The organism is Limnohabitans sp. 15K (assembly GCF_002778285.1).
GTDB lineage: Bacteria > Pseudomonadota > Gammaproteobacteria > Burkholderiales > Burkholderiaceae_C > Limnohabitans_A.
In genome coordinates, this window is sequence record NZ_NESM01000002.1 from 344,335 (window position 1) to 364,688 (window position 20,354).

The 20,354-nt window shown below is 59.3% G+C and carries 23 protein-coding genes and 2 tRNA genes; 17 read left to right on the forward strand and 8 right to left on the reverse strand.

Annotated elements, in window-relative coordinates:
• The gene (locus tag B9Z40_RS10445) at positions 1-1,110 is read right to left on the reverse strand and encodes an NAD(P)/FAD-dependent oxidoreductase (RefSeq protein WP_100173291.1); all 1,110 of its coding nucleotides are present in this window, start codon (positions 1,108-1,110) and stop codon (positions 1-3) included.
• Between the two features lie 188 nt (positions 1,111-1,298).
• Between B9Z40_RS10445 and B9Z40_RS10450 the strand changes: the two genes are divergently transcribed.
• The gene (locus B9Z40_RS10450; protein WP_100173292.1) at positions 1,299-2,060 is read left to right on the forward strand and encodes an SDR family NAD(P)-dependent oxidoreductase; all 762 of its coding nucleotides are present in this window, start codon (positions 1,299-1,301) and stop codon (positions 2,058-2,060) included.
• A gap of 244 nt (positions 2,061-2,304) precedes the next feature.
• Here B9Z40_RS10450 and B9Z40_RS10455 read toward each other — a convergent pair whose 3' ends face one another.
• Both B9Z40_RS10455 and xseA read right to left on the reverse strand, forming a co-directional pair.
• On the reverse strand, positions 2,305-2,886 hold the full coding sequence (locus tag B9Z40_RS10455) for a superoxide dismutase (RefSeq protein ID WP_019431287.1): 582 nt from the start codon (positions 2,884-2,886) through the stop codon (positions 2,305-2,307).
• A gap of 205 nt (positions 2,887-3,091) precedes the next feature.
• The gene (gene xseA, locus B9Z40_RS10460) at positions 3,092-4,387 is read right to left on the reverse strand and encodes an exodeoxyribonuclease VII large subunit (RefSeq protein WP_233204886.1); all 1,296 of its coding nucleotides are present in this window, start codon (positions 4,385-4,387) and stop codon (positions 3,092-3,094) included.
• Positions 4,388-4,801: 414 nt separating this feature from the next.
• On the opposite strand from xseA, the gene B9Z40_RS10465 reads away from it, so the two are divergent.
• The 6 genes from B9Z40_RS10465 (at position 4,802) to adk (ending at position 8,696) form a co-directional block, all read left to right on the forward strand.
• Entirely contained in the window at positions 4,802-5,419 is a 618-nt protein-coding gene (locus B9Z40_RS10465; protein WP_100173294.1) for a MotA/TolQ/ExbB proton channel family protein, read from the forward strand.
• Positions 5,420-5,430: 11 nt separating this feature from the next.
• Positions 5,431-5,853, forward strand: a complete 423-nt coding sequence (locus B9Z40_RS10470) for a biopolymer transporter ExbD (RefSeq protein WP_100173449.1) — start codon at positions 5,431-5,433, stop codon at positions 5,851-5,853.
• A 15-nt stretch (positions 5,854-5,868) separates the two neighbouring features.
• On the forward strand, positions 5,869-6,888 hold the full coding sequence (gene lpxK, locus B9Z40_RS10475; protein ID WP_100173450.1) for a tetraacyldisaccharide 4'-kinase: 1,020 nt from the start codon (positions 5,869-5,871) through the stop codon (positions 6,886-6,888).
• Between the two features lie 41 nt (positions 6,889-6,929).
• Positions 6,930-7,136, forward strand: coding sequence for a Trm112 family protein (locus B9Z40_RS10480; protein ID WP_100173295.1), 207 nt, complete (start codon positions 6,930-6,932; stop codon positions 7,134-7,136).
• A 10-nt stretch (positions 7,137-7,146) separates the two neighbouring features.
• Positions 7,147-7,923, forward strand: coding sequence for a 3-deoxy-manno-octulosonate cytidylyltransferase (gene kdsB / locus B9Z40_RS10485; RefSeq protein ID WP_100173296.1), 777 nt, complete (start codon positions 7,147-7,149; stop codon positions 7,921-7,923).
• Positions 7,924-8,039: 116 nt separating this feature from the next.
• Positions 8,040-8,696 (forward strand): adenylate kinase, encoded by a 657-nt coding sequence (gene adk, locus B9Z40_RS10490; protein WP_100173297.1) that lies wholly within the window; start codon positions 8,040-8,042, stop codon positions 8,694-8,696.
• A gap of 88 nt (positions 8,697-8,784) precedes the next feature.
• On the opposite strand, the gene B9Z40_RS10495 is transcribed toward adk, so the two are convergent.
• Positions 8,785-9,756, reverse strand: coding sequence for an asparaginase (locus tag B9Z40_RS10495; RefSeq protein ID WP_100173298.1), 972 nt, complete (start codon positions 9,754-9,756; stop codon positions 8,785-8,787).
• A 74-nt stretch (positions 9,757-9,830) separates the two neighbouring features.
• On the opposite strand from B9Z40_RS10495, the gene lexA reads away from it, so the two are divergent.
• From lexA to B9Z40_RS10545, 10 genes are all read left to right on the forward strand, one after another.
• On the forward strand, positions 9,831-10,502 hold the full coding sequence (lexA, locus tag B9Z40_RS10500) for a transcriptional repressor LexA (RefSeq protein WP_100173299.1): 672 nt from the start codon (positions 9,831-9,833) through the stop codon (positions 10,500-10,502).
• 120 nt (positions 10,503-10,622) lie between these two features.
• Positions 10,623-10,964, forward strand: coding sequence for a hypothetical protein (locus B9Z40_RS10505; RefSeq protein ID WP_100173451.1), 342 nt, complete (start codon positions 10,623-10,625; stop codon positions 10,962-10,964).
• Positions 10,965-11,021: 57 nt separating this feature from the next.
• Positions 11,022-12,029, forward strand: a complete 1,008-nt coding sequence (locus tag B9Z40_RS10510; RefSeq protein ID WP_100173300.1) for a D-2-hydroxyacid dehydrogenase family protein — start codon at positions 11,022-11,024, stop codon at positions 12,027-12,029.
• Between the two features lie 44 nt (positions 12,030-12,073).
• Positions 12,074-13,594: a 3-hydroxyacyl-CoA dehydrogenase gene (locus tag B9Z40_RS10515; RefSeq protein ID WP_100173301.1), complete on the forward strand. Its 1,521-nt coding sequence runs from the start codon at positions 12,074-12,076 to the stop codon at positions 13,592-13,594.
• A 2-nt stretch (positions 13,595-13,596) separates the two neighbouring features.
• Positions 13,597-14,376 (forward strand): oxepin-CoA hydrolase, alternative type, encoded by a 780-nt coding sequence (locus B9Z40_RS10520; RefSeq protein WP_100173302.1) that lies wholly within the window; start codon positions 13,597-13,599, stop codon positions 14,374-14,376.
• 57 nt (positions 14,377-14,433) lie between these two features.
• Positions 14,434-15,153: a Crp/Fnr family transcriptional regulator gene (locus B9Z40_RS10525; protein ID WP_100173303.1), complete on the forward strand. Its 720-nt coding sequence runs from the start codon at positions 14,434-14,436 to the stop codon at positions 15,151-15,153.
• Between the two features lie 64 nt (positions 15,154-15,217).
• Complete coding sequence (locus B9Z40_RS10530; protein ID WP_100173304.1) at positions 15,218-16,303, forward strand: phosphotransferase; 1,086 nt, start codon at positions 15,218-15,220, stop codon at positions 16,301-16,303.
• Between the two features lie 39 nt (positions 16,304-16,342).
• Positions 16,343-17,602: an acyl-CoA dehydrogenase family protein gene (locus B9Z40_RS10535; protein WP_100173305.1), complete on the forward strand. Its 1,260-nt coding sequence runs from the start codon at positions 16,343-16,345 to the stop codon at positions 17,600-17,602.
• Positions 17,603-17,657: 55 nt separating this feature from the next.
• Positions 17,658-17,734, forward strand: a tRNA-Pro gene (locus B9Z40_RS10540).
• Between the two features lie 104 nt (positions 17,735-17,838).
• A tRNA-Arg gene (locus B9Z40_RS10545) sits at positions 17,839-17,915 on the forward strand.
• 33 nt (positions 17,916-17,948) lie between these two features.
• Here the strand turns inward: B9Z40_RS10545 and fliS are convergent.
• From fliS to fliA, 4 genes are all read right to left on the reverse strand, one after another.
• Positions 17,949-18,371, reverse strand: coding sequence for a flagellar export chaperone FliS (gene fliS, locus B9Z40_RS10550; RefSeq protein WP_100173306.1), 423 nt, complete (start codon positions 18,369-18,371; stop codon positions 17,949-17,951).
• Between the two features lie 109 nt (positions 18,372-18,480).
• A complete protein-coding gene (locus B9Z40_RS10555; RefSeq protein WP_100173307.1) occupies positions 18,481-19,071 on the reverse strand; it encodes a hypothetical protein in 591 nt (196 codons plus the stop codon).
• Between the two features lie 5 nt (positions 19,072-19,076).
• The gene (locus tag B9Z40_RS10560) at positions 19,077-19,634 is read right to left on the reverse strand and encodes a hypothetical protein (RefSeq protein WP_233204874.1); all 558 of its coding nucleotides are present in this window, start codon (positions 19,632-19,634) and stop codon (positions 19,077-19,079) included.
• A gap of 8 nt (positions 19,635-19,642) precedes the next feature.
• Positions 19,643-20,353, reverse strand: coding sequence for an RNA polymerase sigma factor FliA (gene fliA / locus B9Z40_RS10565; RefSeq protein ID WP_233204875.1), 711 nt, complete (start codon positions 20,351-20,353; stop codon positions 19,643-19,645).
• Position 20,354: the final 1 nt, after the last annotated feature.

Sequence of the window (20,354 nt, forward strand, 5' to 3'; positions counted from 1 at the left end):
TCAGGCCAACCGAGCACAAACCTCGTCGGCAATGGCCAGCGAACTGGTCAAACCCGGCGACTCGATGCCCAGAAGGTTCACCAGACCCGGCACCCTGTGCTCGGCAGGGCCTTGGATCATGAAGTCGGCTGCTGCTTCGTGTGGGGCGTTGATCTTGGGGCGCATACCCGCATAACCCGCCTGCAAAGCGCCATCGGCCAAGTCAGGCCAGTACTTGCGCACCTCGGCATAAAAGGCATCGCCCCTGCGCGGATCCACCTGCAGGTCGGCGGGGTCTTCGACCCATTGCACGTCCGGTCCGAACTTGGCTTGTCCACCCAAATCAAGCGTCAGGTGCACGCCCAAACCGGCTTTTTCGGGCACGGGGTAAATCAGGCGGGAGAACGGTGCCTTGCCCGCGAGTGTGAAATAGTTACCCTTAGCGTAATGGGCTTGCGGCAGCTGGCTTTTGTTCAGCCCGTCCATGCGCTCGGCCATCGCCACGGCGCTCAGCCCTGCAGCGTTGACCAGCACCTTGCAAGCCAACTCGGTGCCGTCTTGCGTGGTCACGCGAATCGGGTGCGTGGCGGTGCCGTGCTTGAGGCCTATGTGCTGCACGGGCGAGACCAGCGCCAGCAGGCCGCCTGCGTTTTCCATGTCGCCCTGCAGAGCGAGCATGTAGCCGTGACTGTCGATGACCCCAGTGCTGGGAGAAAGCAGCGCCGCTTCGCAAGACAGCGCAGGCTCCAGCGCTTGGGCCTGGGCAGCCGAGAGTTTTTGCAAATCGTGCACACCGTTGGCAGCCGCCTTGGCCATGATGCCATCCAGCGCCAACACTTGTTCGGGGCTGGTGGCCACGATCAGCTTGCCCAACTGCTTGTGCGCCACGCCGCGCTCGGCGCAATAGGCGTAAAGCATTTGCTTACCCTGCACGCACAGCCGGGCCTTGAGCGAGCCCGCAGGGTAATAAATGCCCGCGTGGATGACCTCACTGTTGCGCGAGCTGGTGCCCGTGCCAATGGCGTTTTCCGATTCGAGCACCATCACCTCGCGGCCCGAAAGTGCCAGCGCCCGCCCCACAGCCAGGCCGACCACTCCGGCCCCAATCACAACAGCATCAACTTGTTCCATGGGCCGCATTGTGGCGCAGAGATCGGTGTTCTGTAGGAGTGGCGCCCTCGCCGCGATTGAATGCCCGCAGACCATAAGCATTCGCCCAGAGGGCGGGGCTCCTACAAAAAAAGAGGTGACACCCGCAAGACAGACACGGGCACCGCACAAGGGCAGACTGCCAGTGATTCAAACAAGGAGACCGTTTCATGTCGCTGTTCAATCTCACAGGCAAAGTCGCCGTCGTCACGGGTTCCAGCCGGGGCATTGGCCGTTCCATCGCACACCAGCTGGCCCGGCAAGGCGCCAAGGTGGTGGTGTCCAGCCGCAAGCAGGACGCCTGCGAAGTGGTGGTCAAGGAAATCCAGGCCGCTGGCGGCGAGGCGATGGCGATTGCCGCCAGCATCTCCAGCAAAGAGCAGCTGCAAAACCTGATCGACCAAACCCGCGCGGCCTGGGGCGCGATCGACATCTTGGTGTGCAATGCGGCCACCAACCCCTACTACGGCCCGACCACAGGTATGAGCGACGAGGTGTTCGACAAGGTCATGCGCAACAACGTGCTGTCCAACACATGGCTGTGCACCATGGTCTACCCCGACATGAAAGCCAAGAAGGACGGTGCCATCGTCATCGTGTCGTCGATCGGCGGCCTGCACGGCTCGGCCATTATTGGGGCCTACAACATCTCCAAGGCGGCCGACATGCAGCTGGCGCGCAACCTGGCCGTGGAATGGGGACCGGACAACATCCGCGTGAACTGCATCGCGCCAGGCTTGATCAAGACCGACTTTGCCAAGGCCTTGCACGAGGACCCGGTGATGAGCGCCAAGTACAACAGCGAAACGCCGCTGCGTCGCATGGGCGAGCCGGACGACATTGGTGGTGTGGCGGTGTTTTTGGCCAGCCCGGCTGGGCAGTATGTGACGGGGCAGACCATCGTGGCGGATGGGGGGATGATGATTCGCTGACTTTCCTTGGGACTTGGTGCTTCGGGTGCCGCTGAGCATGGGCTGGGGCCGGACACCTCATGAGGGAGTACCCAAAATCGGTGCCCGGCCCCAGCCCATGCTCAGCTCAGTGGTGGATTGAAGGTCAACCCAGCAGCAGGTTGTTGGCTCTGGTCGAACCTGTCCCCCTGGGGTCACATTCACCTTCGGACCAAAAAGCAAAAAGCCCGCATCAGCGGGCTTTTTGACTTGGAGAAAACCTCGATCAGCCGAAGTTCTTCTCGGCAAACGACCAGTTCACCAGCTTGTCGAGGAAGGTCTCAACGAACTTGGGGCGCATGTTGCGGTAGTCGATGTAGTAAGCGTGTTCCCAGACATCCACAGTCAACAAGGCGGTGTCGCCAGTTGTCAGGGGTGTGCCAGCGGCACCCATGTTGACGATGTCAACCGAGCCGTCGGCTTTCTTGACCAGCCATGTCCAGCCGGAGCCGAAGTTGCCCACGGCGCTCTTGACGAAGGCTTCTTTGAAAGCGGCGTAGCTGCCAAACTTGGCGTTGATGGCCGTGGCCAATGCGCCTGTGGGCTCGCCACCACCGTTGGGCTTCATGCAGTTCCAGAAGAAAGTGTGGTTCCAGATTTGGGCCGAGTTGTTGTACACGCCGCCGCTGGACTTCTTGATGATCTCTTCGAGGGACATGCTCTCGAATTCAGTGCCTTTTTGCAGGTTGTTCAGGTTCACAACGTAGGCGTTGTGGTGCTTGCCGTGGTGAAACTCCAGGGTTTCCTGGCTGTAATGGGGGGCCAAAGCGTCGATCGCGTAAGGCAGTGCGGGCAAGGTGTGTTCCATGAGGGTGTCCTTAGGTGGTTAGGGAAAAAGGTCAACGGGTGCATTTTAGGGGCAGCGTGATCGCCCTTGGGTGCTGCAGGTCACTGCTTTGAATGACCAGAAGTACACAAAGCCGAGGAGGGTTGGGGCCAGGGCGACGATTTTGGGTACTCCCTCATGAGGAGCCCTGGCCCCAACTCTCCTCGGCTTCCCCTGGATCACTGCATTACCGAGACACCGTCAATGGCACCACGCCATCCGACAAAGTGGCCTGCACGCTCTGACCGGGCTCAAACTGGCCGGCATGGGTCAGGGCCTGGCCCTTGTCGTCGCTCAGCCAGGCATAACCGCGCTCCAGCACCCGGTGCGGGTCCACCGACGACAAGCGCAAAGCGGCACGCTCCAATCGTTGGGCACGCTGCTGAACCTGCTGAGCCCGGCTGAAACCCAAACGATCATTCAGACGTGCCTGCTGGTGGCCACTGGCCGTCAACTGGGTTTGCGCTCCCGCTTGCAAACGGTGCGACAGTTGGTCCAGCCACTGCCGGTGCTCACCCAGCACAGCTTGCGGACGGCTCAAACGGGTGGAGATGGCGCTCAGGCGCTGGGATTGCCGGTCTTGCTGACGGACAAGACCCACACCCAACCGGGCAGCCACGCTGTCCAAGCGCTGGGCCTGCCGGTCTTGCTGGCGCAGCAGACCACGACTCAGCCGATGTTCCAAAACGGACAAAGCCTCCAAACCCACACCCCGGTCGGTCGCGGCCATCTCGGCCGCAGCCGTCGGCGTCGGGGCGCGCACATCGGCCACGAAGTCGGCGATGGTGAAGTCGGTCTCATGGCCCACACCGCAAATGAGCGGCACCGGGCTTTGGGCGATCACCCGGGCCAGGTTTTCATCGTTGAACGACCACAGGTCTTCCATCGAGCCGCCACCGCGTACCAGCAAGATCACGTCCACGGGCGGGCTGAGGGGGTTGTCTTCAGCTGTGAGGGCAAACATGTTTTGCAAAGCCTGCACCAGCGTGGCCGCAGCCCCTGCACCCTGGACCAAGGCCGGTGCCATCAACACCGGGATGTGCGGCACGCGCCGCTGCAAGGCGGTCATCACGTCGTGCCATGCGGCCGCGCCCAGCGAAGTCACCACGCCAATGGCGCGGGGCTGCACGGGCAAATCGCGTTTATGAGCGGGGTCGAACAGGCCCTCGGCTTCCAGCTTGGCTTTGAGGCGTAGAAACTGCTCAAACAAAGCACCCTGCCCGGCCCGTTCCATGGATTCGACAATCAACTGCAGATCGCCCCGGGCCTCGTACACGCCCAGACGGCCACGCACCTCGACCAGTTCGCCGTCGCGCGGGGCAAAGTCCATCAAACTGGCGGCCCGGCGAAACATGGCGCAGCGGATCTGACCCGTGTCGTCCTTGATGGAGAAATAGCAATGCCCGCTGGCTGCGCGTGAAAAGCCAGTTACCTCACCACGAACGGTCACCGGGTTGAATTGCGCATCCAAGGTGTCCGCCATGGCACGGCAAAGCGCAGACACCGTCCAAGCGCGGGGCTTTAAATCGTCATTCACAGGCATGTCATGTCGGTTTTATGGGGCTTGCAAGGGGGTTTTGGGTGGCCAAGCCAAGCGATATCAAGGAAAGTACTCCACAAGTGGCGTCACAGAGGCCTTTGAGAGCAGGAGGCACAAGAAACATTAGAACATCTTTGCAAGTCATTGATTTTATTGACTATTTTAAAAATTACCGTTCAAATTCAAGGGATTTTTTTCATACCGGAGTTTGCCAAGTGGCCAAAATCGCAAAGTTCTTCACAAAGTTATCCACAGATTTGGCCAGCCCTTGGGCACGCATGAGAAGCTTTTCGAGCAATTGAGTCGTTCATTGATAATCAGCCCTCATTCATCCGCGAAAAACTGGAAGGTCTGTTCTTGCTGTCCATCATACAAGCCGCTGGTTGGCCCATTTGGCCCTTGATTCTGTGCTCGGTTTTGGCTTTGGCCTTGATCTTGGAGCGCTGGATTCAGCTGCAAACCGCTAAAGTCATGCCCCCCCACATCTTGGCGCAAACCATGGAAGCACTGCAGCGTGGTGTGCCTGTTTCCGAAATGGTTCACACCCTGAACAAGGCCGGTGCCATGGGGCCTGTGTTGGCCAGTGGGTTGCGTTGCGTTCAAGACAACCGGGATGCCACAGGTGAAGACATCCAAGCCCACATGCAAATGGCGGGCCGTTTGGCGGCCCAGCGGCTGGATCGCTTTTTGCCAGCTTTGGCCACGATTGCCTCTGCCGCCCCTTTGTTGGGTTTGCTGGGCACCGTGGTGGGCATGATCGAGATTTTTGGGGCGCACACCGCGGCCAACAACCAACCGGCTTTGTTAGCGCATGGCATTTCGGTGGCCCTGTACAACACGGCTTTTGGCCTGATCGTGGCCATCCCCAGCCTGATGTTTTGGCGCTACTTTCGCGCCGTGGTGGATCGCCATGTGCTGGACATGGAAGTGGCGGCCGAGACTTTTGCCCGGCATCTGAGCCGTGCGCGCGCTTGAAAAGGTTGGCCGTGAACTTCAAACCCCGATCTGCATCCCCCGAACCCGATATCAACCTGGTTCCCTTCATCGATGTGCTGTTGGTGGTGCTGATCTTTCTGATGCTGACCACCACCTGGTCGCGCCTGACCGAGATCCAGCTGAACTTGCCGGTGGCCGATGCCACGGCTTCCCGTCCAAAACCGCGTCAAATCGTGCTGAGCATCACAGCGCAAGGGCAATACGCCGTCAACAAGTCCCCCTTGGGCAGCCGCTCGATGGGCGCTTTGGTGGCCGTGCTGACGCCCTTGGCTCACCCCGATGCCATGCTGGTCATCAGCGCAGACGCTTCTGCCACCCACCAAAGCGTGGTGCATGCCATGGAAGCGGCTCGCCGCAGCGGCTTGTCCAAAATCAGCTTTGCGGCCCAGTCCGCCGAAGCACCGGGCTCCTGATTGGCTCAGATCCTCATGGGCCTGACCGGATTCCTCCACCAACATCTGCCCCGCGTCTGGCTGCGGCGGGGGCCGGTGGCTTGGGCCTTACGGCCTGTGGCCGCGATTTATGGGGGCTTGATCGCACTTCGTCGCTTGGGCTTTGCCATGGGTTTTTTCAAAACCCAGCGCGTCCCCGCTTTGGTCATCGTAGTGGGCAATGTGGTGGCGGGTGGCGCAGGCAAAACCCCCGTCACCATGGCCTTGGCCAAACACCTGCTGGCGCGGGGATTCAAAGTCGGGGTGATCTCACGCGGGCATGGCCGCCAGACCCGCGACACCCGCGCCGTGACCTCAAAAAGCAAACCACTTGACGTGGGTGACGAGCCGCTGCTGATTCACCAAGCCACGGGCGTTCCCGTTTGGGTGGGTCGGGCTCGGGCCGATGCCGCGATGGGCTTGCTGCAAGCACACCCAGAAGTGCAGATATTGCTGTGTGACGATGGCTTGCAACACTTGGCCTTGGCGCGGGACATCGAGATTTGCGTGTTGGACGAGCGCGGCATTGGCAATGGCTGGTTGTTGCCCGCCGGGCCCCTGCGCGAGACGTGGCCCCGACCCGTCGACGCGGTGCTGCACTCCGGTCCTGAAGTCGCCGCGCTGTCTGCGGGGGCTTACCACGCCCCGCGCCAACTGGCCGACCATGCGCTGACCGCTGATGGCCGGCGCATCCCGCTTCAAAGCCTGACCACGGACAATGCACCGCCCCTGCACGCGGTGGCAGGCCTGGCCAGGCCCGAGGCCTTTTTCGAGATGCTGCGTCAATCGGGCCTGCCGCTGGCGAGCACGACCGCCCTGCCCGACCACCACGACTACCAAGACTGGCCCGCGCAGCCCGAGAAAACCTGGATTTGCACCGAAAAAGACGCGGCCAAACTCTGGGCGCACGAGCCCGGGGCATTGGCCGTGCCGCTGGTGGTCACGCCGGTCAGTGGTTTTTGGGACATGCTGGACACGCGCATCGACGAACTTTTGAAGCGCCAAACCCCTCACTGAATCGGTCTCGCCCCGAGCTGTCAGACCGTTATCATTGGCCCATGGACACCAAATTGCTTGAACTGCTGGTTTGCCCAGTGACCAAAGGACCGCTCAACTTCGACCGTGAGCGGCAAGAACTGCTCTCGCGCAGTGCCCGCTTGGCCTACCCGGTGCGCAACGGCATTCCGATCTTGCTGGAAAACGAAGCCCGCACCCTGAGCGACGAAGAAATCGACCAACTTGCCGCCCTGCGTCCAGCGCTTTGAGGCACCATCCATGAACGCATCCTTGAAGCAACCCGGCTTCACCGTGGTGATTCCGGCGCGCATGGCTTCCAGCCGCTTGCCAGACAAACCCTTGGCCGACATCGGCGGACTGCCCATGGTGGTGCGCGTCGCCCAACGCGCTTTGTTGTCCCAGGCTGCGCAAGTGGTGGTGGCTGCAGACGATGAACGCATCGTGCAAGCTTGCCAGGCGCACGGTGTTCGAGTCCTGTTGACCCGACAAGACCACATCAGCGGCAGCGACCGCTTGGCCGAAGCTTGCCAACTCTTAGGGTTGCCCAGCGATGCCGTGGTGGTCAATGTGCAAGGGGATGAACCTCTGATGCATCCCGGCCTGATCAACGATGTGGCGCGTGTGCTGACCGAGCGGCCCGAAGCCAGCATGAGCACGGCCGCCCATGCCATCGGCTCGGTGGAGGAGTTCACCAACCCCAACGTGGTCAAAGTGGTTATGGATGCACGCCAAATGGCCTTGTATTTCAGCCGCGCGCCCATTCCCTGGTGGCGAGACGGCCAAACAGCAGAGGGCTTCAACACCTTGCCCAACCCCGCCCCCCTGCGGCACATTGGCATTTACGCCTACCGAGCCGGTTTTTTGGCGCTGTTCCCTCAATTGCCTCCTGCACCCATTGAAACCATGGAGTCGCTCGAGCAACTTCGCGCCCTGTGGCACGGGCACCGAATTGCGGTGCATGTGACCGCCGAGGCTCCCGGTCCCGGCGTGGACACGCCCGAAGATCTGGCCCGCGTGCGCCAACTTTTGGGCTGAATGCGCGGGTTTACACCGTAAGCCAGCTTTGAGGCTGGCGTGATATTCTCAAAAACAAATGGTTGGGCTTCGGGTCTGGCCGACCGAACCGACTTCAAACAATAAGGACCTTCCCCATGAGACTGATTCTGTTGGGCGCACCCGGCGCCGGCAAAGGCACACAAGCGACCTTCATTTGCCAGAAATACAACATCCCTCAAATCTCCACCGGCGACATGCTGCGTGCTGCAGTCAAAGCGGGCACCCCCCTGGGCCTGGAAGCGAAAGCCGTCATGGAATCGGGTGGGCTGGTCAGCGATGACCTGATCATCAACTTGGTCAAAGAACGCATCGCCCAAGCGGACTGCGCCAATGGCTTTCTGTTTGATGGCTTTCCCCGCACCATTCCCCAAGCTGATGCCATGAAGGCGGCTGGCGTCAAGCTCGATTACGTGCTCGAAATTGATGTGCCCTTTGACGCCATCATCGACCGCATGAGCGGCCGCCGCTCGCATCCCGCATCGGGCCGCACCTACCACGTCAAGTTCAACCCACCCAAAGTGGCTGGCATGGACGACGTGACCGGTGAACCCTTGGTGCAACGTGCCGACGACCAGGAAGAAACGGTCAAAAAGCGCCTGGATGTGTACAGCGCCCAAACCCGACCCTTGGTCGACTATTACTCGGGCTGGGCCAAAACAGACGCCGCTGCGGCCCCCCAATACCGTGCCATCAGCGGTACAGGTAGCGTGGAAGACATCACTACTCGGGCTTTTGCGGCGCTGGCGGGCTGATTTTTTTCGGTTTGCCGAACCACAAAGCCCCGCAGTGCGGGGCTTTGTGGTTTCTGGGCTTGGCTTGAAGACGCCTGGGTTTTGCGCTTTATTCGAGCAAATCCAACATCAAACTGACCCGTGCCTTGAAGGCGTTCAAACCCAGCGTTGAGGGCTGCAACTCGGTTTGGCCCACGATTTGCCCCTCTGTGCAGCGCGAAACCAGACGCAAGGCCACACCTTGCGCCTGAGCTTGACCCAATGAGGTCAAAAACGCATGGTGCACAGTGCCATTGCCCGTACCCGCCACAACCAACCCTTTGACACCTGCAGCAACCAGTGCCTTGACTTGGCGGGCGTCTGCGCCTGCATGGCTATGCAGCACCGCCACCCAAGGCCAATCGGCAGCGGGCACCACCAAGGCAAGGCGGGCTTGGGCATGCAAGGCATGCCCCATTGGCCTGGCGTTTGAAGCACACCAGCGCACACGGCCTTGCTCCATGAAACCCAGCGGACCGGCCTCACCGGAGCTGAATGCGTCAAGCCGGTAAGGGTGGACCTTTTGCACATCGCGCGCACTGTGGATGCGACCGGCGCAAACCACCATGACCGCTTGCGCTTGGGGGTCACACACCAAGGTCAATGCATCCAGCAGGTTTTGCGGCCCATCAGGGGCCAAAGCCGTGGCCGGGCGCATGGCGCAGGTCAACACCACGGGTTTGTGGGTGTCCACAACTTGTTGCAAAAACCATGCGGTTTCTTCGAGCGTGTCGGTGCCATGCGTGATGACGATGCCAACCACATCAGCTTGCTCAAGCCAATGAGTGCAACGCTGCGCCAGCACCTGCCAAGTGGCGTGGTCCATGTCTTTGCTGTCGAGTTGTGCAAGCTGTTCGCAGACCAGATCATGGCCCTGCAAGCTGTCCTGAAGACCCGGCACAGCGTCCAAAAGGTGTTGGACGCTCAGTTGCCCCGCGGTGTAGCCGGTGTGGTCACTGACACTGCTGCCCGTGCCCGCGATGGTGCCACCTGTGCCCAAAACCACCACTTTTTGAATTTTTTTTGACGCCACCACTTGCACAACCCTAAAAACTGGTTAAAAATACAGTCACTGGATAGAAAAACAGTTTATCCAGTCCTCACAAGGAGACCGCCATGACCGACAGCCCCAAACTCACCGCCCGGCAGCAAGAAATTCTGGAACTCATCCAGAACACCATTGCTAACACCGGCGCACCACCCACGCGTGCCGAAATCGCCAGCGTGCTGGGCTTCAAATCGGCCAACGCGGCAGAAGAACACCTCAAGGCCTTGGCCCGCAAAGGCGCCATTGAATTGGTCAGCGGCACCTCCCGCGGCATTCGCCTCAAGGGCAGCAACCGCAGCAGCTTTCGCGCACCGTCCGACCTTTTCAGCCTCACATTGCCCGGTTTGGGCCAGCTGAGTTTGCCACTCGTGGGCCGAGTGGCTGCCGGCTCGCCCATTTTGGCGCAAGAGCACGTCGACCGGACTTACCAAATCGAAAGCAGCTTGTTCACCGAGCAGCCTGACTACCTGTTGCGCGTTCGCGGTATGTCCATGCGCGATGCAGGCATCATGGACGGTGACCTGTTGGCCGTCAAATCCACCAAAGATGTCCGCAATGGCCAAATCGTGGTGGCCCGCTTGGGCGATGACGTCACCGTCAAACGCTTGCGCAAGACCGCCACGGGCATTGAGCTTTTGCCCGAAAACCCCGATTACCCGACCATCGTGGTCAACCCCGAAGAACCTTTTGACATCGAAGGTTTGGCCGTGGGCCTGATCCGCAACACGCTGCTCATGTAAACCCTCTGCTTGATGCACCAGGTGGCGGGCGCAGGCGGAATGGTTCCGCCGGCCCTGGTGCAACAGGCTCATTCAGCAATCCTGCCTGTGTCCAACCTCCATGCTTTTGAAAGGTTTCACATGGGAATCGCTCTGCTTGCTATTTCGGGTCTGTTTCAAGGCCTCTCCAACTTGACCCGCCCTGCCTCGGTCGTGCCCAAGCCCTCGCGAGCCAATGCCGCACTGCGTCCAGTCTGGGCAACACGCCGCCCTGCCTGCATGCCTCAAGGCTTAAAACCTAGCGCCCAGCCGCACCGGGTGCACGCAGCGCCTGTCACTCCGGCCTTGCGGGTGTTGCGCGTCACAGAAAGCGACCAGCGGGTCAAAGGTGCAGGACGCATGGTCATTTCCGGACGAATGGCCGATGTGTGCGCCGAATTGGACCGCTTGGCGGCCATCGAGGCCTCACAGGCTCGCGTTTGACCTGAAAAGCACCCCCAGCGGCCAAATAGGGCCGCTTCGTCAAGGCACAATGGAGGGATGAACATTGTGATTCTTGACGACTACCAAGATGTGGTCCGCAAACTCGACTGCGCCGCCAAACTCGAAAATTTCTCGGCCAAGGTTTACACCAACACGGTCAAAGGCATGGGGCAATTGACAGTTCGCCTCAAAGATGCCGACATCATCGTGCTGATCCGCGAACGCACCCATTTACCCCGGGCTGTGATCGAGAAACTGCCCCGCTTGAAATTGATTGCCCAAACGGGTCGATTGGGAGGGCACGTCGACTTGGCCGCCTGCACCGAACGGGGTGTCGCGGTGGCCGAAGGTGTGGGTTCGCCCGTCGCTCCCGCTGAGCTGACCTGGGCCTTGATCATGGCTGCCGCACGGCGTTTGCCCCAGTACATAGGAAACCTCAAGCACGGTGCTTGGCAACAATCGGGGCTCAAAGCGGGCTCCATGCCCACCAATTTTGGGCTGGGCACGGTCCTCAAAGGCCGAACACTGGGCATTTGGGGCTACGGAAAAATCGGCCAGTTGGTTGCCGGTTACGGCAAAGCCTTTGGCATGGACGTGATGGTCTGGGGCAGCGACGAGTCTCGCAACAAAGCCATTCAAAACGGCTACCGAGCAGCGGCCAGTCGTGCGGCTTTCTTTGAAGAAGCCGATGTGCTGTCGGTTCACCTGCGCTTTAACGAAGCCACTCAAGGCATCGTGACCAGCGAGGACTTGGGCCGGATGAAGCCCACGTCCTTGTTCGTGAACACTTCCCGCGCCGAATTGATCGAACCCAACGCTTTGATTGGCGGCCTGAACCGAGGCCGTCCCGGCTTGGCTGCGGTCGATGTGTTTGAGTCAGAACCCATCCTCCAAGGCTCGGCCCTGCTGCGCTTGGAAAACTGCATTTGCACGCCGCACATTGGGTATGTCGAAAAAGACAATTACGAACTGTATTTCGGCGCTGCATTTGACAACGTGGTCAATTACATCAAGGGCACACCGACCAACATCGTGAACCCCGGCGCCTTGCAGGTTCGCCGCTGAGGCCAAAGCGCCGTTTCTTTCCACTCCATTTTTTTCATCCAAAAATGACGCTCGCATTTTCCAAAGTCGCCATCATTGGCGCAGGGGCCATGGGCCGAGGCATCGCCCAAATCGCCGCCCAAGCTGGCAGCCAAGTCTGGCTTTACGACACCCAGGCCGAAGCCATCGCCAAAGCCCGAGACGCGGTGTTCCAGCAATGGGACAAGTTGCAAGAAAAAGGACGCCTCAGCCCTGAAGCTGTCGCAAGCTACAAAAGCCAACTGAAAGGTGCCAGCAGCCTGCAAGACTTGGCCGAGTGCGAATTGGTGGTCGAAGCCATTGTCGAAAAAATCGAGATCAAGAAAAGCCTGTTCACCGATCTGGAGAAAGTGCTGGCCCCCACGGCCGTGCTGGTCACCAACACCTCTTCGCTGTCGGTCACCGCCATTGCCGCTGCCCTACAGCGCCCTGCCCAGTTTGCGGGCTACCACTTCTTTAACCCCGTGCCGCTCATGAAGGTGGTAGAGGTGATTGCCGGTCTCAAAACCGACCCGGCTGTCTGCGTGCGCCTGACTGAATTTGCCCGACAAATGGGCCACACACCTGTGCAAGCGCAAGACACGCCGGGCTTCATCGTCAACCACGCTGGGCGCGGTTACGGCACCGAAGCTTTGCGCATCGTGAGCGAAGGGGTGGCCGATTTCGCCACCATCGACCGCATCTTGCGTGACCAAGTGGGCTTCAAGCTCGGCCCCTTTGAGCTGTTTGACTTGACGGCGCTGGATGTGTCTCACCACGTCATCGAGGCGATCTACCACCAGTACTATGAAGAGCCGCGCTACCGCCCCAACGTGATCACCGCGCAGCGTCTGGCCGGTGGCGTGGTCGGTAAAAAAGTCGGCGAAGGCTTCTACAAATACGTGGAAGGCGCTGCGCAAGTGCCCCCCGAGCCGCCCGTTCCTGTGGTCGAAAACATCCCGCCCGTCTGGGTATCGCCCAGAGCTGCCCGGCGAATGGAACTCTTGCAAATTCTGAAAAACCTGGGGGCCAAAGTCGAAACAGGCGCATCGCCCTCCCCCGAGGCACTCACCATCGTCGCACCGCTGGGCTTTGACATCACCACCGTGGCTGTGGTCGAGCGCCTGGACCCTGCCCGCACCGTAGGCATCGATATGCTGTTCGACGACGGCGCCACGAAACGGCGCGTGCTGGCCACCAACCCTGCGACACGCGAAGACATGCGCGACGCAGCACACGCTTTGTTTGCACGCGACGGCAAAGCCGTCTCGGTCATTCGCGACAGTGGCGGCTTTGTCACGCAACGCGTGGTCGCAACAATCGTCAACATCGCCTCTGACATTTGCCAGCAGCGCATCTGCAGCCCGCAAGACCTGGAAACCGCCGTCACCTTGGGCTTGGCTTACCCCATGGGACCCTTGGCCATGGGCAACCGCTTGGGTCCCGACAGCATTTTGGAAGTGTTATTTAACCTTCAAACGGTTTATGGTGACCCCCGTTATCGTCCCAGCCCTTGGTTACGCCGCCGGGGTGCCATTGGCCTGTCGCTCATGCACACCGAAGGCTAAACATGACGGCCCAATTGCTCAGCACCAGCGAAGGCCAGACCCTGGTCCTGACCCTCAGCAACCCCGAGTTCCGCAATGCCCTCGGGCCGGAGATGTATGCCGCAGGCGTCGAAGCCTTGAGTGTGGCCGAGTCCAGCCCAGACGTGCGCAGCGTGGTGATCACCGGAGCCAATGGCATCTTCAGCGCGGGCGGCAATTTACAGCGCCTGCTGAACAACCGCCAGCTGCCGACCGAACACCAAGCGCAAAGCATTGAAGGCCTGCACAACTGGATCGAAGCCATTCGCACATTCCCCAAGCCCGTGATCGCAGCCGTGGAAGGCCCAGCAGCGGGTGCTGGTTTTTCACTGGCGCTGGCTTGCGACATGATTGTTGCTGCGCGCAACAGCGTTTTTGTGATGGCTTACAGCAGCATTGCCCTGTCGCCCGATGGCGGTGGCAGCTGGAGCCTGTCGCGCGCCGTGCCTCGCCAATTGGCCAGCGAACTGCTCATGTGCGGTGAACGCATCGGTGCCGAGCGCTTGCATCAGCTGGGCGTGGTCAATCGATTGACCGAAGCGGGTCAGTCCCTTCAGCAAGCACTGCAACTGTGCGAGCAAATCAACGCGCGCGCACCCAATGCACTGGCCAGCATCAAAGATTTGTTGTCCGATGCCGACGGCAGCAGTTTGAACGGTCAGTTGGCACGCGAGCGTGACCACTTTGTCAAAAACCTGCACCACACCAACGCAGGCATTGGCATTTCTGCATTCTTGAACAAGCAAAAACCCGAGTACGAATGAAGCGACTGGTCCCCCAGGCGACAAATTTCCGATCACCAGTCACTCAAAGGACAGAACATGGACGAACCGATTCTGACAATGGAGGAAAGAGAAGCGATCAATGCGGGTCGCTGGTTCTCTAGCCTTTCACCTTCACTTCGTCACGACATACTTCGATGCGCTTACGTCAAACGCCACAAAGACGGCGACATGCTCGCAGCACGCGGCGATCCACCCGAGCAGTGGATCGCCTGTGCCAAGGGCGCGGTGCGCGTGAGCTCGACCTCGGTGTCGGGCAAACAGATCACCTTGACCTATGTGGAGCCAGGCATCTGGTTTGGCGATGTGTCGATCTTCGACGGGGATCGCCGCACGCACGACTGCTATGCACACGGCGATACCACCACCTTGAACGTGGCCAAGGCCGACTTCAAGAAAATTTTGTCGCAGCACGTCGAGTTTTACGAAGCCATGCTGCGGCTGCAGTCTCGCCGCATTCGCCAACTTTACGGTTTGGTGGAAGACCTCAACACCCTGCCCTTGCGTGCACGACTGGCCAAACAGCTCAACCACTTGTTGCGCAGCTACGGTGTGCCGAGCTTGTCGGACGCGAAAGCTGTTCGCATCAGCTTGCAACTGGCCCAAGAAGAACTCGCCCAATTGCTGGGCGCTTCACGTCAACGGGTCAACCAGGAGCTCAAGCAAATGGAGCGCGAGCACATCATCCGCATCGAGCCGGGTGGTTTGGTGGTGCTCGACCGCGATGCCCTGATGCTGATCGTGAACGCGGACCACTGACACCCACTGAATTTTCACCATCACCGCTGCGTGCAGCGGCAACAGTCTTTGAACGGGTCACCCCATGAGTGCTTTTGATCATTTCGTGGGGACCCGGCCTGTCACGGGTTCTCACGCCTTCGACATTTCGGCCCTAGAGCGCTGGCTAACTGCGCAGCTGCCCGGCTTTGCAGGTCCCTTGAGCGTGGAAATGTTCAAGGGCGGCCAGTCCAACCCGACTTACAAACTCATCACCCCGTCGCGTCAATACGTGATGCGGGCCAAGCCGGGGCCGGTAGCCAAGTTGCTGCCCTCAGCCCATGCCATCGAGCGTGAGTTTGCCGTCATGCAAGGCCTGCACGGCACTGATGTGCCTGTGGCCCAAATGCATGTGCTGTGTGACGATGAATCGGTCATTGGCCGGGCGTTTTACGTCATGGACTTCGTGCCAGGGCGCGTGCTGTGGGACCAGTCTTTGCCAGGCATGACACCCACTGAGCGTGGCGCGATTTACGACGAAATGAACCGCGTGCTGGCAGCCCTGCACAAAGTGGATGTGGCCAAGCAAGGTTTGTCGAGCTACGGCAAGCCGGGCAACTACATCGAGCGCCAAATCGGCCGCTGGAGCAAGCAGTACGCCGCGTCCATCACGCAGCCCATCCCCGAGATGGACCAACTGATCGAGTGGCTTCCGAAGAACATCCCGGACAGCGCCAAAGACGAGTCCTTGGTCGGCGTTGTGCACGGTGACTACCGGCTGGACAACCTGATGTTCCACCCCACCGAAGCCCGTGTGCTGGCGGTGCTGGACTGGGAGCTGTCCACCCTGGGTCACCCCTTGGCGGACTTCAGTTACCACTGCATGGCTTGGCACATCACACCGGGCACGTTCCGGGGCATTGGCGGACTGGATTTCGCGGCCCTGGGCATCCCCTCTGAAGCCGAATATATTCGCCGCTATTGCGAGCGCACTGGATTCACCACGCCCGAGGCCTTGGCCAAAGACTGGAACTTTTACCTCGCCTACAACATGTTCCGCATTGCGGCCATTTTGCAAGGCATTGCCAAACGCGTCGAAGACGGCACAGCATCGAGCGACCAAGCCAAAAGCTCGGGTGCAGGTGCAAGGCCGATGGCCGAGTTGGCTTGGCGTTTTGCTTGCCAAGCCTGATTTCTTTCACACACAACCCCAACCCCTAGGAGATAGACCATGGATTTTGAATACACCCCCAAGGTCAAAGACATGCAAGCGCGCTTGCTGGCTTTCATGGAAGAGCACATTTACCCCAACGAGGCCCGCTTTTTTGCTGAGATCGCCGAAAACCGCGCCAAAGGCAATGCTTGGGTCCCCACCAAAATTGTCGAAGAGCTCAAGCCCAAAGCCTTGGCCGCAGGCCTGTGGAACCTCTTTTTGCCAAAGTCCACGCGTGCGCCCCAAGGCCTGTCCAACCTGGAATACGCGCCTTTGTGCGAAATTATGGGTCGTGTTCCTTTTGCCGCCGAAATTTTCAACTGCTCGGCACCGGACACCGGCAACATGGAAACCTTGGAGCGTTACGCCAGCGAAAGCCTGAAGGACGAATGGCTGGAGCCCCTGTTGCGCGGTGAAATCCGCTCGGCCTTCTTGATGACAGAACCCGATGTGGCTTCGTCTGACGCCACCAACATCGAATGCGAAATCCGCCGCGACGGCGACCATTACGTGATCAACGGCCGTAAATGGTGGTCTTCCGGCGCGGGTGACCCACGCTGTGCGGTGTACATCGTCATGGGCAAGACCAACCCTGAAGCGGGTCGTCACGAACAACAATCCATGATCGTGGTGCCCGCCAACACCCCCGGTATCACCGTGGTGCGTGCCCTGTCGGTCTTTGGTTACGACGACGCGCCACACGGCCACATGGAAGTGTTGCTCAAAGATGTTCGTGTGCCAGCCGACAACATCTTGCTCGGCGAAGGCCGCGGCTTTGAAATCGCACAAGGCCGCTTGGGCCCTGGTCGTATCCACCACTGCATGCGCACCATCGGCATCGCCGAACGCGCCCTGGAGTTGATGTGCAAACGCCTGAACGAACGCGTGGCTTTTGGCCGCGAAGTGGCACGCCAGACCGTGTGGCAAGAGCGCATTGCCGAGTCGCGCTGCATGATTGAGCAAGCCCGTTTGTTGACCCTCAAAGCCGCATACATGATGGACACTGTGGGCAACAAGGTGGCCAAGGCCGAGATCGCCATGATCAAGATCGTGGCCCCCAACATGGCCTGCCAGATCATCGACTGGGCCATTCAGGCCCACGGCGGTGGCGGTGTGTCGCAAGACTTCCCGCTGGCCTATGCCTACGCCCACCAGCGCACGCTGCGCTTGGCCGACGGTCCTGACGAGGTGCACCGCAACTCGCTGGCCAAGTTGGAACTGGCCAAGCAACTGGCATTGCCCGGCGATTTGGGCATGCCCATCACGCGTGGCAGCTGACTTTTTTGACCGCAAGGCCAAGAATGAGGTTTTTGAAGGTTAGAATAACGTCAGTCGGAGCGTAGCGCAGCCTGGTAGCGCATCTGCTTTGGGAGCAGAGGGTCGCGAGTTCGAATCCCGCCGCTCCGACCATTTCCTGTTGTTTGACCTTCAAGAAATTACCAAAGTCTGGTGACAGACACACAAACAACAAAGGCCCGTGAGGGCCTTTTGTGTTTCTGCGAATCTTGCAACTTCTGCCCGTAGCTCAGTTGGATAGAGCAACAGCCTTCTAAGCTGTGGGTCACAGGTTCGATCCCTGTCGGGCAGACCAATCGGCCTTACCCTCTTACAGGGACTATTTTTTTCAGTTGGCGTAGTAAGTCTTGCGACCGGTGTCGGCCAACAAAGTGGGCAATGTCTGCCAAGCTTGCGAAATGTCTTGGATCAAGGTCTTGACCTCTTCCAGCGCTGCCAAATCGTTGTAAGCGTTGACATGGAACAGTCGGCGTGTGATGTAGCCATACAGCTCGTTGAGGTTTTGCGCCAACTCGCCGCCACGCTCAAAGTCCAAAGCACCCTGCAAACCCACCACGATGCGACCAGCGCGGGCAATGGCTTTGGATTTTTCTTCGATCACATTGTTCTGAATGTGACCTGTAGCAGAGGCCAGGCTCTCGAGCAAGCCATCAAACAGCATCTGGATCAGCTGAATGTTGTCCGCAGTGGCCACACCGGTGGTGACTTGGACAGAACCGTAACTCTCAGCAAACTTGGAATAGGCACGCATTTGAAAAACCCCTTTACTACTTCAGTAACAGAGGAATCGGCGGTTCTGGGGGAAACTTGAGGCCTGTCTTGCATTTCTGCAGAGATTCATGCGCATCGAGCGGATGAGCTCAAGCGCCGGGAGTCGCAGTGGCGTCGGACGAAGAAGAAGGCATCAACCACTCGGACAAGGGGCTGGTGGCGTCCAACTGGGCTTTGGACCACAAGAACTCCCCAGCTTCGTCCATGGAGGCCCGAATAGGACCCCACTCGGCTTCGGGGGTTTGAGACGCGCTCAAGCCACATTGGTACAAGGCGTTGGCCTGGGCAGTGGGAATCCAAGACTCCACAGGGCCTTTGGCCATGACAATTTCTTTGGTGTTTTTGGGATCACTCGGCGGCGAGCCGAGAATGCCGTCTTTGAAGCCGTCTTTGTACAGGGCTTCCGCGTGTTTGGACAAAATCACGGGGTAGCGACTGCGCAAATCGGCCAAGGCTTGAGGGTCCAAGCCCTCGTTGGATCTGCCCGTCATGGCATCCCAAAGCTTCTTGGCGCTCAAGCCCATCGAAGGCGTGGCCAGTTTTGCCGCATTTTCATTGAGCGTGGTCACCACTTTGCGCGTTTCGGATTCAATCGAATTGACCCGGTCGATCAAATAAATGACCAGGATCAAGACCAGCAGCAAACCGATCGCCATCAAAGCGTTGAGCAAAGCGTCCATGGGAATCATGGCATAGACGCGCCGGGTGGCATGTTGGCATCGGTTGGATCAGATTCAGCCGCCTCTTCCAATGCAGCTTGTGCGGCCAACTCTTCGCGCAAAAAGTCCAGCACCTGAAAAGGCTCCGGCAAACGCAACTCGTAATGGCTGATCTGATGGGCCAAGGCTTGCATGGCCTCAATGGCTTTGGGCGCTGACAACTCGGTTCTTTGGTAACGCGAGCCCAAAGCAAAGGCCTCATTCACAAATTCTTCGGGCAAGTAAGCGTAAATCTCGGTGTCACCCGATCGGATTTTTTGAAACTTGGATGGTTTGGGGGCCTCAGGCATGGGCACACCCTGAATCAAGGCCGTACGGGCCAGCTCTTCCCAAGCCGCAGTTTGCTCGGCGCCATCCACAAAGGTTTTGTCCAAGTGGGCCCGGCAAATCAAACCCATGCGCAAGCGCAGACTGCGCGCCTCATGCGAGTCACCCTTCAAGGAGGCCACTTTTTCATAGGCAGCTTCCGCGCGACGCATGTCGTCGACGGGCTTGTTGCGTGAAAAAAGATCAAAGATAGACATGGTCAAACTCAAGCAATTTGCAAATTTTGCCGCAGTTTTTTGACCACGGTAGACAAAATTTGGCTGACCCGGGACTCACTGACCCCGAGAACTTCCCCGATTTCCTTGAGGTTGAGTTCTTCCACGTAGTAAAGAGACATCACCAGCCGCTCCCGCTCAGGCAGCTCATCAATGGCCTGCACCACGGCTTCCATGAATTCAGCCTCTTCCACCATGACCTCAGGCTGCATGGAACTGTCGCCTGGCATGCTCATCACTTCATCGTTGACGACTTCCATCGAGAATGTCTCGAAGCGTTTGGCTTGACCGCGCTCTTTGTGAAATTCCTCGATCTCTTTGCCCATGAACAAGGCCAACTCCGCCTGGGTGGGTGCACGTCCAAGCTCTGCGGCCAGCACATGTTTGGCTTCGTTTTCGTTTTTGTTGAAGGCCACGGCCGAACGTGGCAAATGCGACTGACGACGCACTTCATCCAGGATGGCCCCCCGCACCCGGCTCAGGGCAAAGTGTTCGAACTCAAAACCTTTGGTCGGGTCAAAAGACCGAGCGGCTTCGATCAAGCCGACCATGCCCACCTGAACCAGTTCATCCAATTCCATGAAAGGCGGCAAACGCGCTTTCAGGTGGACAGCCACCCGTTTGACCATGGGCATGTGCGCCAAGATCATGGACTCGTGTTGGTTGCCAACCTCTTCGTACAGAGAGACGTTGCTGCTCATG

Bases quoted from the DNA above. Each gene is read 5' to 3' on its own strand.
- B9Z40_RS10445 (WP_100173291.1), bottom strand. From the start codon at position 1,110: ATGGAACAAGTTGATGCTGTTGTGATTGGGGCCGGAGTGGTCGGCCTG.
- B9Z40_RS10450 (WP_100173292.1), top strand. From the start codon at position 1,299: ATGTCGCTGTTCAATCTCACAGGCAAAGTCGCCGTCGTCACGGGTTCC.
- B9Z40_RS10455 (WP_019431287.1), bottom strand. From the start codon at position 2,886: ATGGAACACACCTTGCCCGCACTGCCTTACGCGATCGACGCTTTGGCC.
- xseA (WP_233204886.1), bottom strand. From the start codon at position 4,387: ATGGCGGACACCTTGGATGCGCAATTCAACCCGGTGACCGTTCGTGGT.
- lpxK (WP_100173450.1), top strand. From the start codon at position 5,869: ATGGGCCTGACCGGATTCCTCCACCAACATCTGCCCCGCGTCTGGCTG.
- B9Z40_RS10480 (WP_100173295.1), top strand. From the start codon at position 6,930: ATGGACACCAAATTGCTTGAACTGCTGGTTTGCCCAGTGACCAAAGGA.
- kdsB (WP_100173296.1), top strand. From the start codon at position 7,147: ATGAACGCATCCTTGAAGCAACCCGGCTTCACCGTGGTGATTCCGGCG.
- adk (WP_100173297.1), top strand. From the start codon at position 8,040: ATGAGACTGATTCTGTTGGGCGCACCCGGCGCCGGCAAAGGCACACAA.
- lexA (WP_100173299.1), top strand. From the start codon at position 9,831: ATGACCGACAGCCCCAAACTCACCGCCCGGCAGCAAGAAATTCTGGAA.
- B9Z40_RS10505 (WP_100173451.1), top strand. From the start codon at position 10,623: ATGGGAATCGCTCTGCTTGCTATTTCGGGTCTGTTTCAAGGCCTCTCC.
- B9Z40_RS10510 (WP_100173300.1), top strand. From the start codon at position 11,022: ATGAACATTGTGATTCTTGACGACTACCAAGATGTGGTCCGCAAACTC.
- B9Z40_RS10515 (WP_100173301.1), top strand. From the start codon at position 12,074: ATGACGCTCGCATTTTCCAAAGTCGCCATCATTGGCGCAGGGGCCATG.
- B9Z40_RS10520 (WP_100173302.1), top strand. From the start codon at position 13,597: ATGACGGCCCAATTGCTCAGCACCAGCGAAGGCCAGACCCTGGTCCTG.
- B9Z40_RS10525 (WP_100173303.1), top strand. From the start codon at position 14,434: ATGGACGAACCGATTCTGACAATGGAGGAAAGAGAAGCGATCAATGCG.
- B9Z40_RS10530 (WP_100173304.1), top strand. From the start codon at position 15,218: ATGAGTGCTTTTGATCATTTCGTGGGGACCCGGCCTGTCACGGGTTCT.
- B9Z40_RS10535 (WP_100173305.1), top strand. From the start codon at position 16,343: ATGGATTTTGAATACACCCCCAAGGTCAAAGACATGCAAGCGCGCTTG.
- fliS (WP_100173306.1), bottom strand. From the start codon at position 18,371: ATGCGTGCCTATTCCAAGTTTGCTGAGAGTTACGGTTCTGTCCAAGTC.
- B9Z40_RS10555 (WP_100173307.1), bottom strand. From the start codon at position 19,071: ATGGACGCTTTGCTCAACGCTTTGATGGCGATCGGTTTGCTGCTGGTC.
- B9Z40_RS10560 (WP_233204874.1), bottom strand. From the start codon at position 19,634: ATGTCTATCTTTGATCTTTTTTCACGCAACAAGCCCGTCGACGACATG.
- fliA (WP_233204875.1), bottom strand. From the start codon at position 20,353: ATGAGCAGCAACGTCTCTCTGTACGAAGAGGTTGGCAACCAACACGAG.